11 protein-coding genes are annotated in these 14,202 nt (G+C 39.9%); 3 read left to right on the top strand and 8 right to left on the bottom strand.

What is annotated here, in order from left to right; genetic code table 11:
- Positions 1–153 precede the first annotated feature (153 nt).
- Positions 154–873, bottom strand: a complete 720-nt coding sequence (locus ANA7108_RS0112310; RefSeq protein WP_016951096.1) for a TVP38/TMEM64 family protein — start codon at positions 871–873, stop codon at positions 154–156.
- Positions 874–1,238: 365 nt separating this feature from the next.
- Entirely contained in the window at positions 1,239–2,276 is a 1,038-nt protein-coding gene (locus tag ANA7108_RS27275) for a glycosyltransferase family 2 protein (RefSeq protein WP_016951095.1), read from the bottom strand.
- Between the two features lie 656 nt (positions 2,277–2,932).
- On the opposite strand from ANA7108_RS27275, the gene ANA7108_RS0112300 reads away from it, so the two are divergent.
- Positions 2,933–3,085: a hypothetical protein gene (locus ANA7108_RS0112300; RefSeq protein ID WP_016951094.1), complete on the top strand. Its 153-nt coding sequence runs from the start codon at positions 2,933–2,935 to the stop codon at positions 3,083–3,085.
- Positions 3,086–3,197: 112 nt separating this feature from the next.
- On the opposite strand, the gene ANA7108_RS0112295 is transcribed toward ANA7108_RS0112300, so the two are convergent.
- Positions 3,198–4,610: an LCP family protein gene (locus ANA7108_RS0112295; protein ID WP_016951093.1), complete on the bottom strand. Its 1,413-nt coding sequence runs from the start codon at positions 4,608–4,610 to the stop codon at positions 3,198–3,200.
- Between the two features lie 293 nt (positions 4,611–4,903).
- Complete coding sequence (locus tag ANA7108_RS28800) at positions 4,904–5,290, bottom strand: hypothetical protein (protein WP_084776921.1); 387 nt, start codon at positions 5,288–5,290, stop codon at positions 4,904–4,906.
- Between the two features lie 281 nt (positions 5,291–5,571).
- On the opposite strand from ANA7108_RS28800, the gene ANA7108_RS0112290 reads away from it, so the two are divergent.
- Positions 5,572–6,747 carry an AI-2E family transporter gene (locus ANA7108_RS0112290; protein WP_016951092.1) on the top strand — a complete coding sequence of 392 codons (1,176 nt, stop codon included), beginning with the start codon at positions 5,572–5,574 and terminating at the stop codon, positions 6,745–6,747.
- Between the two features lie 34 nt (positions 6,748–6,781).
- On the opposite strand, the gene ANA7108_RS0112285 is transcribed toward ANA7108_RS0112290, so the two are convergent.
- From ANA7108_RS0112285 to ANA7108_RS0112270, 4 genes are all read right to left on the bottom strand, one after another.
- Complete coding sequence (locus tag ANA7108_RS0112285; protein ID WP_016951091.1) at positions 6,782–6,994, bottom strand: hypothetical protein; 213 nt, start codon at positions 6,992–6,994, stop codon at positions 6,782–6,784.
- Positions 6,995–7,573: 579 nt separating this feature from the next.
- Complete coding sequence (locus ANA7108_RS28195) at positions 7,574–10,579, bottom strand: hypothetical protein (protein ID WP_016951090.1); 3,006 nt, start codon at positions 10,577–10,579, stop codon at positions 7,574–7,576.
- Between the two features lie 120 nt (positions 10,580–10,699).
- Complete coding sequence (locus ANA7108_RS30925) at positions 10,700–11,206, bottom strand: DUF4347 domain-containing protein (RefSeq protein ID WP_016951089.1); 507 nt, start codon at positions 11,204–11,206, stop codon at positions 10,700–10,702.
- A gap of 383 nt (positions 11,207–11,589) precedes the next feature.
- The gene (locus ANA7108_RS0112270) at positions 11,590–13,188 is read right to left on the bottom strand and encodes a S8 family serine peptidase (protein ID WP_016951088.1); all 1,599 of its coding nucleotides are present in this window, start codon (positions 13,186–13,188) and stop codon (positions 11,590–11,592) included.
- A 92-nt stretch (positions 13,189–13,280) separates the two neighbouring features.
- Between ANA7108_RS0112270 and rpe the strand changes: the two genes are divergently transcribed.
- Positions 13,281–13,988, top strand: coding sequence for a ribulose-phosphate 3-epimerase (gene rpe / locus ANA7108_RS0112265; RefSeq protein ID WP_016951087.1), 708 nt, complete (start codon positions 13,281–13,283; stop codon positions 13,986–13,988).
- Positions 13,989–14,202: the final 214 nt, after the last annotated feature.

Here is a 14,202-nt window from a genome sequence, read left to right as displayed (position 1 = left end):
TAAATTTATTGATTTCTAACCTAATATTTTGATAATTATAACTTTAGAAATTACATAGGAAATAACAAAATACCAGGTACTTAGAAAGATGCATCCAGATCGTTCATACAAGCAAAGCCTTTTATTTTAAATGGTGTAATCTCACAAATATATTTAGTGGTCTTGAGGTTCTTGCGGTTCTTTTTCATCTGATCCTTTTGATGAATTTAAAATCTCAATTCCTTTTTTTGGAAAGGTACGACGATGGCGATACCAAGTAGCTGTTAATACTAATATGCCTGTTAAAGACAAGGCTCCTATCAATGGCAAAAAATCACCTGTCCTAAAAGCCTTCAATCCGTAACTACCTAATAGTACAAAAGGTAGAATACCAGGAACAGTACCCAAGGCTGTACCTAGAACATAATCTTTAAAACTTACTGAGGTTAACCCAGCCGCAAAATTCACCAAACCATAGGGCATAATTGCGACTAAGCGAATAGCAAACATATAGAATACTCCCCCTCGACGCACCTCAGCATCCATTGCTTGCCACTTACCAGCTAGTCGTTTGGCTATTGCCTCACGTCCAATAGTCCGTGTAAATACGAAAGACACAATTGCCGCAATCATGGCCGCAATGCTAGTCCAGATAATTCCTAGTACTGGTCCGAAAATTGCACCACCAGTTAAATTTAGTGCAGTTGAGGGCAGAACCAGCATAGTTGCCACAACGTACAGAAAAATATAGATAATAGGGGCCCAAATACCAGCAGATTTAAGCCAAGCTTGTATTTGTTCTGGTTCAACACCTCCTAGTAGATATACTGCTAGTCCAGTGGCGATTATGCATATACCTATGATCAGGAAAACACCGATTCTAAAGTTCAGCATTTTAAAACTTAAAGATTAGAGCTATCTTAGTAAAAATTGGTAGGCGTGAAAATCAAAGATACAACTTTAGAATTTAAATGTAGATTAAAATACTGCCTATATTAAATTAAAAATTGCAATATCTTGTATAAAGATTAGCATAAAGTGTGTTTGTTAGTTACTTTTCTAGTTGACATCTTCATGGTTTTTTTATACAAGCTGGTTTTAAATCAAGATTCAGTAAAAAATATTCATGGCTTACGTAAATAAGCTGTGTGTAATCCTTGGATTTGCTGATACTAAACATATACTTGACGATAAATCATCTGTTTTATTTCCTCTGAATAACCTCTCAATGGAGTTGCAAATTTTTATAACCAACAAATTTACTCACAGCTTTGATGATCTATGGGATAATTGTTAATTTTTGAGTTTTCTATATTGGTTTGAGAAATCTGATTAGTCGAAGCTGAATTAGTCACAAAACCGTAGCAGTTACGCACTAAGTAGAGGGGACGACCTTTGACTTCTTCGTAAATTCGTCCAATGTATTCTCCAATTACACCCAAGGTAACTAGTTGCATTCCTCCCATAAACAAAAGTGCTACCATCAAGGATGCATAACCAGGAACATCAATGCCCAAAATCAAGGTACGCAAGAAAAGAAAGGCTGCATAAACAAATGCTATTAGTGATATGGCAAGTCCGACATAGCTCCAAACTTTCAGAGGGGCAACACTAAAAGAAGCAATCCCGTCAATGGCAAAGTTCCAAAGTTTCCAGTAATTCCACTTAGTATTACCTTTGTAGCGTTGTGGGCGATCAAAATAAATTGAAGTTTGGCGATAGCCTACCCAAGCAAACAGCCCTTTCATGAATCGTGTTCGTTCTGGCATTTGTTTGAGTGAGTCAACTACTTGGCGATCAATTAAACGAAAATCTCCAGTATCTGCGGGAATTGGTACCTGGCTGATACCACTAATTACCCGATAGAAAGCATTAGCAGTGAACTTTTTCAGCCAACTTTCACCCTGTCTGGATCGTCGAGTGGCATTGACTACATCGTAACCTTCTCGCCACTTGCTTACGAGTTCCTGAATTAATTCTGGTGGATCTTGCAGATCAGCATCGATGGGAATGATACCTTCGCCTCTGGCATAATCAATACCAGCAGTCAGGGCAACTTCTTTACCAAAATTGCGTGACAAATCAATCACTTTAATCGTGGGATTTTTCTGATGATGGGCAATTAGGCATTGTAGTGTGTTATCTCTTGAACCGTCATTGATACAAACAATTTCGTAGCTGGTATGCATAGGTTCTAGAACAGATATCAGTCGTTCCAAGAGGTAGTCAATATTTGCTTCCTCGTTAAACATGGGAACGATAATAGAAAGCTCAACTTCATTGGGTGGTTTCGGCATCTGATCTTCTCTAGATGAGTTCAACGGTGCAATCTTTAAGCAAAAAAGCTGAGATTAACTCTCATTATCTGGACAAGTAGTTTGAAATTGGTACAGAAGCTGCAAAAGGTAACAGATGCGATCGCTTGTAGCTTTGCTCATATCAATATAGTCACAGATAGGAGAATCTGGAAGACCGACCAATCATCCTGGTTTAAAAGCACAATTATCTGTAATGTTCAGTCAATACTCTTTGCCTGTCGGCACTATTGAATTAAGCAAGATGTAAGTAGATACCCTTGAGAGAATCCCATAGTTAAATTGATTTAGGTTAATTTGCTACACACTAACATACCGTAGATTGTAAGTAAATGAGGTGGAAACTGAAAATCAAAATATGCCTTACGCCAAGCTGTGCTATCAAATGGTAAAAGGCTTGTAATTCTCGCTCTTAGAATTATACTAGAGATATGGTGTTTGTTTCAAGACTTGTAATTCTACTTACAAAGTAGATGAGGGGATTTATTGACTTTATCTATCAAAATAAAGTATTGCAAAGACATCTAAAAAAGTATTGCGGATATTATCAATATATTGCAAGTATGAGCAATTAGAAAATAATGGAACTACAGTATAGACATCGCCACTCAAGCGCATAAAAAAGGAGTTTGAATATTATGGCTATTTTCAGAATTCTTGCAAGTATAACTCAGTTTATTTCTGAAGCAGTAATTCGGATTTTTGGACCCAATGATGATGCCTATCCCCTAATTGGTTTTCAACCTTTTACTGGTGATCCTTATAAGAGAGGTAGGGCAGAATCTTGGTAGTTATTTACTTAGCAATAATTAACATTTTTAACCGCGATCAAAATAAAGGCGTGAGGATAAATCCCACGCCTTTTTATTGTTATAGATAATTGATATGTTTTATTGCCATTAACTAATTACCAGTCTCAAAAAGAGATTTGTTCTGTAACCAATCCTTACCGACTTGAATACTGATATCTGAACCGATATTACCGGTGCTTTCTACCCTTACTTCTCCAAATCCCAAAGTGCTGCGAATTGATTCAGCACTGTCACTGTCTCCTTGTTGGGCAACAATATGAGTCGTTTCTAGAGGTTCACCCCAAGGCTTAGAAATGAAAATATTACGATATCCAGCTTTTTCTAAAGCTCGGATTAAAGGACGAATCTGAGAGCGATCGCCATCTAGACTATCCTGAATAGCTATACGTAACCTACCAGGCTCAGTGATTTCTGATTCCAATGATGTCGATTCTAAACCAAAGTTTTTAGCCATTAATTTGGCAATAGCATTTTTACTTGGTAGCCAATAACTAGCGTCATACTCATTTTTCTCGCTAAAACGACCAGGCAGCATTAGCATTTGTGTATTAGAGCGATTGGTTCGCGCTCCAAAGCCGACTAAAGACACTAGTTCCTCAACAGTTAAATTGGTATCAATATGTTCTTTAACAGTATTTAGAATTTGGGGTAATTGGGTGAGTGTTTTCGGGTTGAGGGTTTGCTCAATCAAAGCCCGCAAAACCATTTGTTGGCGCTGAATTCGGCCAATATCGCCCAGTTCATCATGACGAAAACGCAGCAATTGTAAGGCTTGATCACCTTGAAGATGTTGTTGACCTGCCTTTAAATTAATATATAAATGCTGGGAATCATCCTGGTATTTCATATCTTTAGGAACATAGACACTCACCCCACCCAAAGCATCAATCAGCTTACCAACACCCAAAATATTAATGCGAATATAGCGATCAATCCCGACTCCACCGAGGAGATTACTCGCAGTTTTAGCAGTTAACGCCGGACCACCGTCCACATTAGCAGCGTTAATTTTTTTGACTCCAAAGCCTTCAATCTCTGTACGGGTATCTCTGGGAATGGAAAGCATGACGATTTTTTTGCTCTCTGGATCAAATTTGATCAACAGCATGACATCAGCAAGACCGTCAAAAGAATTTATTTGGGGTAGATAGTGGAGTCCTTTGCTATCAGCTGGGGGGTTCTGCACATCTGGAGGCAGTACACTCATGCCCATAACTAAGATATTTACAGGGCGAGTTAATTGAGAAAATTGGAATCCATTACCAGAAATGCGATCGCCATCAAATACTGCTGCCTCCTTTGCACTCAACTGAGCCTGTTGCAAAGGTGTACTGTCCCAAGAAACGGCTAACAATGCCCCTGCCATTCCTGATACCATAGCAATGCCGCCCATACCCACCGCAAACCATAGCCAACGCCCAGATTTTGACTTACGAGAGTTTTTGCCTCTGGATCTGGTTTTCGCTGATTTGTTATTTTCTGCTGATGTTCTTTGACTAGTCACAAACTTCCTCACACTGACTGAATAAAATACCCTAAATTTGCAGACTCTATATAATATGTAGACAAATCAAACCATAATAGCTAACTCTGAATTCACAATGTTGACTTTTTTGCGAGGGTAAAAACTACAAGACCTATAGCGGTCTTTCTGCTTTTTTGTTGCTAATCCGGAGATGTTTATGGAAGTATGGCAATAATAAACCACATTTAACCAAAGCTGGTGAAAGATTAACTGTAAAGTCATGTATCATGAGTAAAAATCATGACAATCTAATCACTGGCAAAAATTGAAATTTAGTACTTACGTAGCATTTTCTCAGCTAAATTGCTAAATCCTGGTAATCTGTAAGACTTCCCTTGGATGAGACGAAAGATTAACCAAACACTCACCAAAAAGTAACCAGATGTGAAAAAGCTGTTGAGGATTAACAACCGCAGTGTAAAAAAGTTTGTAGTTGCTGCCCCGGTCGTTAAAAATAAGTATCCCAACATCCATGTAAAACTTATGGTAATGGACAGGCGGCTCACTGCCAATTGTTCCCTGTTACCTTGACGACGATAAAGAGTCCACAGGGACGGGAAAAAGCCGAGAACTGGAATTAAATATAAAAACAGCAGCCTTTTAGAGGTAGCCGTGTCTTCAGAATTTGAGTAATTTTCAATTGGTGGTAGATTGTCCATGCTGATTGGTCTAATCTTAAATTAAAGAAGGAGTTCAAAATATAGGAGTTACAGCAGTCTCGAATGCTTTTGGTTTGAGTTATTAAACCCTTTCGTTCGTTACCATAACGTTAGATTGTCCAAGAGTCCAGAAAATTCTGTGAGATTAACTGCCAAGAATTAGCACTCCCAAATTTCTGTATTCTCTAGATAAACTAGAGAAATGAATCACACTCATGTAGTTAAAGATAATAGTCTGTAAAGAAGAATTCAATTTAGTTCTATCCCGCAATCAGCTGAAAATGCAGACACGCAAGCTACTCGACTGGTGGCAAACACTGACACCAATAGCACAAATCGGAGTGATCGTGCTATTCACTCCGCTATTATTTCTCAATGGTTGGGCTATATCGGCAATTTTCAATTATTTCCATTCTTTGATAGTTATTTTAGTCGGAGCCTCAGTTCTAGCATTTCTACTCAACTACCCCGTAAGTTGGATGGAACGCCACGGTGCTAGGCGAGAACAAGTTGCTATCTTAGTATTTTTATTAGCTTTATCCATTTTATTAGCGCTGGGTGTCACCCTCTTTCCTCTAGCACTTACCCAAGCTCAACAACTGGTAGCCCGCATACCAGAATTGATTGACTCTGGGCGATCGCAGTTAATGATTCTCAACGAGAAAGCCGAAAGCATGGGCTTACCTATTAACCTTGATGCGATCGTCGTTCAAATTAACGATCGCGTCAAGGGACAATTACAAGCCATTGCTGGACAAGTTTTAAATCTGGCTGTAGTCACCTTTACCAGCCTGCTAGACTTCCTGCTAACAATGGTTTTGACTTTCTATCTCTTACAGCACGGCGGTGAACTTTGGCAAAGCTTGGTTGAATGGCTACCTTCTCGATTTCGTGACCCTTTTTCTAGAACAGTGCGCCTGAGTTTTCAAAACTTCTTTATCACCCAATTAATCTTATCTACCTGTATGGCTTCTGCCCTGATTCCCACATTTTTGTGGTTGAAGGTGCCATTTGGTCTATTATTTGGCTTGACTATTGGCTTGATGGCTCTTGTTCCCTTTGGTGGTTCTGTGGGTATCGCCCTGACAACTTTGTTGGTTTGTTTACAAGATTTTTGGATGGGTACAAGAGTTTTATTAGCCGCAGTTATCGTGCAGCAAATTCTTGAAAATATCATTGCACCCCGCATTTTAGGGAGTTTTACAGGTTTAAATCCTGTTTGGATTCTAATTTCAGTCTTGACAGGTGCAAGAATTGGCGGACTTTTAGGGGTAATTGTGGCGGTTCCCTGTGCTGTCGTCATTAAGACAGTTATTAGCGCCATCCGTCCTCCAGAAATTGGTCTGGATACAGAGGATTCCTCTCCTGGGGAAATAGTTGCACCCATGACAGCAGAAGAATCTACCCAAACTCAATCTCAAAATTCCCTCAGCGTTTCGGAAGCAACTTTACCCTAAGCAATTCAAAGTTCAAAATACAAGCAGGAGAAAACTATTGTTGAGTGTTTTCGTGTGATAATTTAGGCGCGGAACTAGGTAGACGGGATTTAGTAATTAAATTGTTAGTATTATCAACTTGGGAACAACCTAATACACCCAACAGCACAATACTCGCTGCGGCTAAAACATAGCGTCTACCTAGACTAACGCCGTAACGTCTTTGTAAAAAATTTTCTTGTACAGCCTTAAACTTCTGCCCGTTCATCTGCTACCTCATTTGTTGTTTCATCTGTCTATCAAATTAGACGTTCATAATATGTCAGATGTTCACTATCGCATTTACAGGTACATAAACAGTTCATGGTTACAGTTTTGGTAACAGCTAAAAAACGCCCAATACAGCTGTCTGATAGCGTAGCGTGGCGTAAGCCATATCAGGATTGACAGGATTTAAGGATTTGCAGGATGAAAATTCTATCAACAAAATTCATATCCCCGACTTCTTCACGAAATCGGGGATTTTATTGTCGCCAATTAGTTAAGTATTAAGATAGTTCTTCCTTATCGACTTCAGCACAACACATCTAAAATTCATTGTCAACACTTCTCTTCCTCTCTATGCGTGAGGTTCACATTTACGGAAGATGTCTGAATCAGGATTTCCAGGATTTAGGGATTTACAGGATAATTCGTAATTAAGTACTGTAGGTTGGGTTAAGGAACGAAACCCAACATTAGCAAACTGTAGAGTTGGTTAGTGCAGATTTGTCTTCCCCTGAAATGTAAGGGTTTAGCATTGCTAAACCCTTACAGGTCTAATCAAATAATTAAACCATTTGGATGCTTAACTAAACAAGAAATTACCACCAAACAGGTTGACATTGACATCAGCACCAACAAAGCCAGATGTACCTGATAAAGTAGCTAATAACTGTCCAGTTCCAAAACCAGAATTATTACTAATTCCATCACCAATGCGTAGGAGAGTGTTAGCACCTGATGTCACCACGTCAAAATTAGTAATACCTGTAAACTGGAATTTATCACCACCGACACCACGCACAAACTGAACAATTGTATCTGCACCATCACCAAAAGCATACTTCACGATATCCACAGCATTATCGTTTAAACCTAAATACAGCTTATCGTCACCAGTTCCACCAACTAAAGTATCTGCACCATTACCACCATTGAGGGTATCGATACCACCACCACCGGAAAGGATATTCGCTGCTGTGTTACCTGTGAGGGTATTATTGAGGTCATTACCAGTACCATTAATGGCAGCAGTTCCTTGTAAAGTCAGATTTTCTAAATTATTGGCTAAGGTGTAATTAACAGTGCTGAAAACCGCATCTGTACCTTCATTGATATTTTCAGTGATGATATCTCCGACATTATCAACATAGTAGGAATCGTTACCAGCACCACCAATCATGGTATCGATACCTGCACCACCATTGAGGACATCATTGCCTAAACCACCAGTTAAAGTATTAGCGGCAGTGTTACCTGTAATGCTATTATTTAGGGTATTACCTGTACCATTAATGGCAGCGGTTCCTTGTAAAGTCAGGTTTTCTACGTTATTGGCTAATGTGTAAGTTACAGTACTCAACACAGCTTCAGTTCCTGCACTAGCAGCTTCGGTGATGATATCTCCGATATTATCGACATAGTAAGTGTCATTACCCAATCCACCAATCATGGTATCTGCACCAGTACCACCATTGAAGACGTTATTAGCACTGTTGCCTGTGAGGGTATTATTTAAATTGTTACCAATACCATTAATTGCTGCTGTGCCGGTTAAGGTTAATTTTTCTAAGTTGGCTTTTAATGTCCAAGCGATTGAAGATTCAACGGTATCAATACCTTGATTTAAAAATTCGGCGATGACATCTCCGACATTATCTACTACGAAGGTGTCATTGCCAGCACCACCACCTAATAAATCTGCACCTGTTCCTCCGTTCAGGTAATCATTACCATCTCCACCATATAAATCATCGTTTCCTGCACCGGCTTGAATCCAATCGCTTGCAGCAGTACCGGAAAAGCTGGTTGTACCTGCAAATGCAATTAAATCAAAGCGTTCAAAGCCGGTGATTGTTGTACCGGGGATGTCTAATTGATTGGTGGTGTTGCTGGTATCAATGAGAATGGTATCGGTTGCTGTTCCAGCGGTAATGATCAGGGTATCTGTGCCTGTGTTACCTTTGAGGGTGTCGTTTTGTTGGAGGTTAGCAAAGGTGCTGGTGATGGTGTCGTTGCCACCTTGAGCGTCTATGATGTCTGTTTGGGGTGTGGTGGTGAAGTTTTCGTTAGCTGCTGTACCTGTGATGGTGTTAGTAGCAGTAAACTCACTGACATTAATAATCTTTAAGCCACCTTTAAAGTCAGCGATATAAGCGTAGTTGCCTACTACTTGTACATCTGTAGCATCTCCAGAAGTATCATAATTGCCCTTGAGGATAGGGTTGGTGGGATTGGTGATGTCGATGATTTGCAGTCCTAAAAAACCATCAGCAACATAAGCGTAATTGCCTACTACTTGTACATCTGAAGCATAGCCATCAGTATAATAACTGCCATTGAGGATAGGGTTTGTGGGATTGCTGATGTCGATGATTTGCAGTCCTGAAAAACTATCAGCAACATAAGCGTAGTTGCCTACTACTTGTACATCTGAAGCATTGCCACTAGTATCATAACTGCCCTTGAGGATGGGGTTAGTGGGATTGCTGATGTCGATGATTTGCAGTCCTAAATCACTATCAGCCACATAAGCGTAGTTGCCTACTACTTCTACACCATAAGCATAGCCAGTATCATAATTGCCCTTGAGGATAGGGTTTGTGGGATTGCTGATGTCGATGATTTGCAGTCCTGAATTACCATCAGTAACATAAGCGTAGTTGCTTACTACTTGTACACCCTCAGCATAGCCACTAGTATCATAACTGCCCTTGGGGATGGGGTTAGTGGGATTGCTAATATCAATGATTTGCAGTCCTTTATCATCATCAGCAACATAAGCGTAGTTGCCTACTACTTGTATACCCCTAGCATAGCCACTGGGATCATAATTGCTTTTGAGGAAGGGATTAATGGGATTGCTGATGTCGATGATTTCCAGTCCTGAAACCTGAGCAGCAACGTAAGCGTAGTTGCCTACTACTTGTATACCATAAGCATAGGCACTAGTACCATAACCGCCCTTGAGGACGGGGTTAGTGGGATTGCTAATGTCGATGATTTGCAGTCCTGAAAAACTATCAGCAACGTAAGCGTAGTTGCCTACTAATTGTACATCTAAAGCATAGCCACTAGTATCATAACTGCCCTTGAGGATGGGGTTAGTGGGATTGCTGATATCAATGATTTGCAGTCCTGAATACAAATCAGCCACATAAGCGTAGTTGCCTACAACTTGCACACCCACAGCAAAGCCATTAGTATAATAACTGCCCTTGAGGATGGGGTTTGTGGGATTGCTGATGTCGATGATTTGCAGTCCTGAAGTAAAGTCAGCAACATAAGCGTAGTTGCCTACAACTTGTACATCTGAAGCATAGCCAGAAGTATCATAATTGCCCTTGAGGATGGGGTTAGTGGGATTGCTGATGTCGATGATTTGCAGTCCTGAAGTAAAGTCAGCAACATAAGCGTAGTTGCCTACTATTTGTATACTACTACCATCAGAAATATCGTAATTACCCTTAAAAACTGGGTTGTTGGGGTTACTAATATCAATTATCTCCAGTGTATCCCCCACTGCGTAGGCGTAGTTACCCACGACTGTCACATCCTTGGCATAGCTTAAAAAATCCCACTTTCCGACCAATGTAGGTGCAAATACTCCCTGATAGGTGTTGAGGGTGTCTGCATGAAAAACAGAACCTAACCCCCTAACCCCCTTCCCTACAAGGGAATGGGGAATGTTGAAACTCTCTGTTCCTGTTCCCTATCCTTGTAGGAGAGGGTTAGGGAGAGGTAGAGATTTGATTTTATCTGTGACGGGAATATTAACTTCTAACTCCCAATTTCCGCCTAAAGCTGCATTTCCGGTTTTTGTTGCGGTTGCGCTAATGGTTGCGTTGGTAATCTCATGTAACTTGTGAATAAATTCTTCCCCAGCATCTCCCGCAGCGACGTTACAGCCATAGAGTAAAATATTCTGACTTTGCCAACGCTGCAATAAAGCAGCATATTTACGGATATTGCTTAAATTAAGTTGACTATTTCCTAAATACAAACATCCCGGAGAACCGTGGGAAACGATATGTACTGTGCTAATTTGGGGATGTTGTTGTAAGAAGTCCGTAATTTCCTCAATTCCGTCTCGATTTGGGGAAAGGATAACCGCTTTTACTCCTTCTACAACTCCTGTTTGTAGGGTTTGGTAGTCGGAAACAGCAGAATCAATAAAGACAACTGTGGTGGTTTGATTGATTAAAGAGTTGTTTAACATAGTTTTTAGTTTTGCACCAGATAACAGAGTGTAGTTTCCTGTCTTACTGTGAATTCTAAGGGTTTAGCAGTGCTAAACCCCTACCATTTCTAATACAAACAGGTTTAAATATGGCTATAATCGTAATGTATTTGATTTATAGAGTAAACCGTAATTTTGCGGTCATGAAATATGAATTTGTGATAAATACCTAGTACCACGGGTGTGACATATGTGAAATTATTTGTCTGAATCAGGATTTACAGGATTTAGAGATTTTCAGGATGAGGATTTTTGTGATATTTTCATCTGATTTGATTAAGTATGAACTAAAAATCCTGCAAATCCTTAAATCTTGAGCATCCTGATTCAGACAACAAATAATTCAGATCAAAGCTGCTGGATCAATTTGCAGGTACAGTCCACCAAGCTAAAGCATAGGGTTGAATTGCTTCATTTACTTGTTGTCGAAATTGCACCCGAATTTTATAATTCCCAGTAGCAGGAACTGGGCAAAAAATATGTTCTATACTATCAATTTCGCTAATTGATGAACAAATAGTACCAGACTCTGAATTTTTAGTATCAGCTTTTACTAAATAGAGATCAAGGTTATTAAATCCTCTATCTTTAAAATTTTCATCCACATCATATAATTGGTTTTGATTTTTATCTTCTAGTTCTACTAATCGATCCCAAGCTAAAGTAATAGCGACAAAACTATTCTGTTTTAAAGGTTTTGCTAACTCATATTCTCTAGATGTATTAGCATTAATTGTGCTATAATTCCAACCAATGGCTGGGATAGATTCTGAAGGTTGCCATTGACCAGGACTAAACTGTTGGTAAGCGCGAAACGCATTTAAATGACCTGCTCCCATTTGAGCATCTAAAGGAATTTTGGGATCTTTGTCAGCATCGGAAGCTAACCAATCTTGATTTTTTTTATCAATCAATGTTCGGGTCATTCCTAAGCGTAAACCATTGCCGCTGTCTTGAATTTTATCTGCGGAATTCATTAATACAGCTTTCATGACTTGATGATGCCGTGAATCAATGCTCCAATGAGGTTGTTTTGTTCTTAACTGGCGATCAGCAAATTCCTGTAATAAAGCAACAGTAGCTGTAACATGAGGCGCGGCAAAACTCGTACCTGTAGATTTATTCAACTTACCATCAGGATTAAGTAAAGGAATATTACTACCTGGTGCAACCAAACCTATAGCCGTGCGTCCATCAATATTAAACTCCTTCCCTAATAAACGACCAATTACACCTTGGTTATTACTTGCCAGATTGGAAACATCTACTTTATTAAAAATTCCTTCTCTCCGGGATGAAAAAGCCACGTTGACTCCGTTAAAATTGTCTGTAGGAATGGGAATCCCACCTTTGCCTTGATTACCTGCGATCGCATACAGAACGTCATGAACACGGCTAGACCAGTCAATACATAAAGTGAGTAAAGCTTTACCATCCAAAATAGGTTCTGGTCTGGGGTCACGGTTGAGTGGTTCACCAAAACTGAAGTTAATCGCGCGAACATCTCCACCGTTTTGTAATGCTATATGTTGTGCTGATAAACACTCTTCTGGTTGACCCATATTTTTTGTAGAACCAACAGCAGAAGAATATAGTCGCGCTTCCGGAGACACTCCCGGCCAGGCTTTATCTTTACTAACCATCACAGCAGCAACATTGTAAGCGTGGGGGTCAACACCGCTATTCGACTTAGCTGGTACATTACGTGTAAACACAGCGACAGGATTTAAAGCCCGGTTTTTAGATACCGCTTTATCCCAACCAAACATTCCCGGCCGCCCAACTTCAACTTGACCAATGGCAATTTTTCGACCAGCTAAATTGTAAGGAGGTTGATGTAGTTTCAGCGCATCAATACCATTAGTTGCCAAAGAACTACCAAACTTGATAGCAGCCAAGACCGGCAAACTCAAACAGGAAACACCCAATCCCCAAATTACCCAAGTTAGTTTTTTGTTCATAAGTAGTCAGTTGTTACTTGTTCCCCAATTACCAAAAATTCCATATTTTGTTACAATACTTACAGACGAGGACGCTTAAAAACCCATCAGCCATGACCCAAAACCCATCTCAAAAGCCTATAGTTATCGCTCCATCTATCCTATCAGCCGATTTTAGTCGGTTAGGTGACGACATTCGCGCCGTAGACAAAGCTGGAGCAGATTGGATTCACGTTGATGTAATGGACGGTCGTTTTGTACCTAATATTACGATAGGTCCCCTGATTGTGGAGGCGATTCGTCCAGTTACAACCAAACCCCTGGATGTCCACTTGATGATTGTGGAACCAGAAAAGTATGTAGAAGGTTTTGCTAAGGCTGGTGCTGATATTATTTCCGTACACGCTGAACACAACGCTTCCCCTCACTTACACCGCACCCTCGGACAAATCAGAGAACTCGGTAAGAAAGCTGGAGTTGTACTTAATCCGGGTACACCTTTGGAGTTAATTGAATATGTCCTAGAATTGTGCGATTTAGTGCTAATTATGAGCGTTAACCCCGGTTTTGGTGGTCAAAGCTTTATTCCTAGCGTAGTTCCTAAAATTCGCAAGTTGCGTCAAATGTGCGATGAACGCGGTTTAGATCCTTGGATTGAAGTTGACGGCGGACTAAAAGCTAATAATACTTGGCAAGTTTTGGAAGCTGGCGCTAATGCTATTGTAGCGGGTTCGGCTGTTTTCAATGCTCCTGATTATGCTGAGGCTATTACCAATATCCGTAACAGCAAGCGTCCTAGTCCAGAATTAGCTGCTGTTTAAGTAGAGTAACGTAAATAATTAAAGGTTTGTAGTAAGGTCTTTAGACCGGAAAGTAGGGCTAAAGCCCTAACTACGAGCCAATTTCAGAATTTGTTACCTTACTTAACATAGTTCTATTTATTTTCGCCTACCTACTTAATTGAATACTGCTAATTAGGTAAAACTTAAATCCTCGACTTCTCAAAGAAATCGAGGATTTATTTTTTGGTTGAAA

The sequence above is a fragment of the Anabaena sp. PCC 7108 genome (genome assembly GCF_000332135.1).
GTDB lineage: Bacteria > Cyanobacteriota > Cyanobacteriia > Cyanobacteriales > Nostocaceae > Anabaena.
The sequence above is the reverse complement of the archived record's forward strand: the minus strand, read 5'-3'. Positions and strand labels throughout refer to the sequence as shown.

Coding starts and splice junctions, on each gene's coding strand:
- ANA7108_RS0112310 (WP_016951096.1), bottom strand. CDS start 873: ATGCTGAACTTTAGAATCGGTGTTTTCCTGATCATAGGTATATGCATA.
- ANA7108_RS27275 (WP_016951095.1), bottom strand. CDS start 2,276: ATGCCGAAACCACCCAATGAAGTTGAGCTTTCTATTATCGTTCCCATG.
- ANA7108_RS0112300 (WP_016951094.1), top strand. CDS start 2,933: ATGGCTATTTTCAGAATTCTTGCAAGTATAACTCAGTTTATTTCTGAA.
- ANA7108_RS28800 (WP_084776921.1), bottom strand. CDS start 5,290: ATGGACAATCTACCACCAATTGAAAATTACTCAAATTCTGAAGACACG.
- ANA7108_RS0112290 (WP_016951092.1), top strand. CDS start 5,572: ATGCAGACACGCAAGCTACTCGACTGGTGGCAAACACTGACACCAATA.
- ANA7108_RS0112285 (WP_016951091.1), bottom strand. CDS start 6,994: ATGAACGGGCAGAAGTTTAAGGCTGTACAAGAAAATTTTTTACAAAGA.
- ANA7108_RS30925 (WP_016951089.1), bottom strand. CDS start 11,206: ATGTTAAACAACTCTTTAATCAATCAAACCACCACAGTTGTCTTTATT.
- ANA7108_RS0112270 (WP_016951088.1), bottom strand. CDS start 13,188: ATGAACAAAAAACTAACTTGGGTAATTTGGGGATTGGGTGTTTCCTGT.
- rpe (WP_016951087.1), top strand. CDS start 13,281: ATGACCCAAAACCCATCTCAAAAGCCTATAGTTATCGCTCCATCTATC.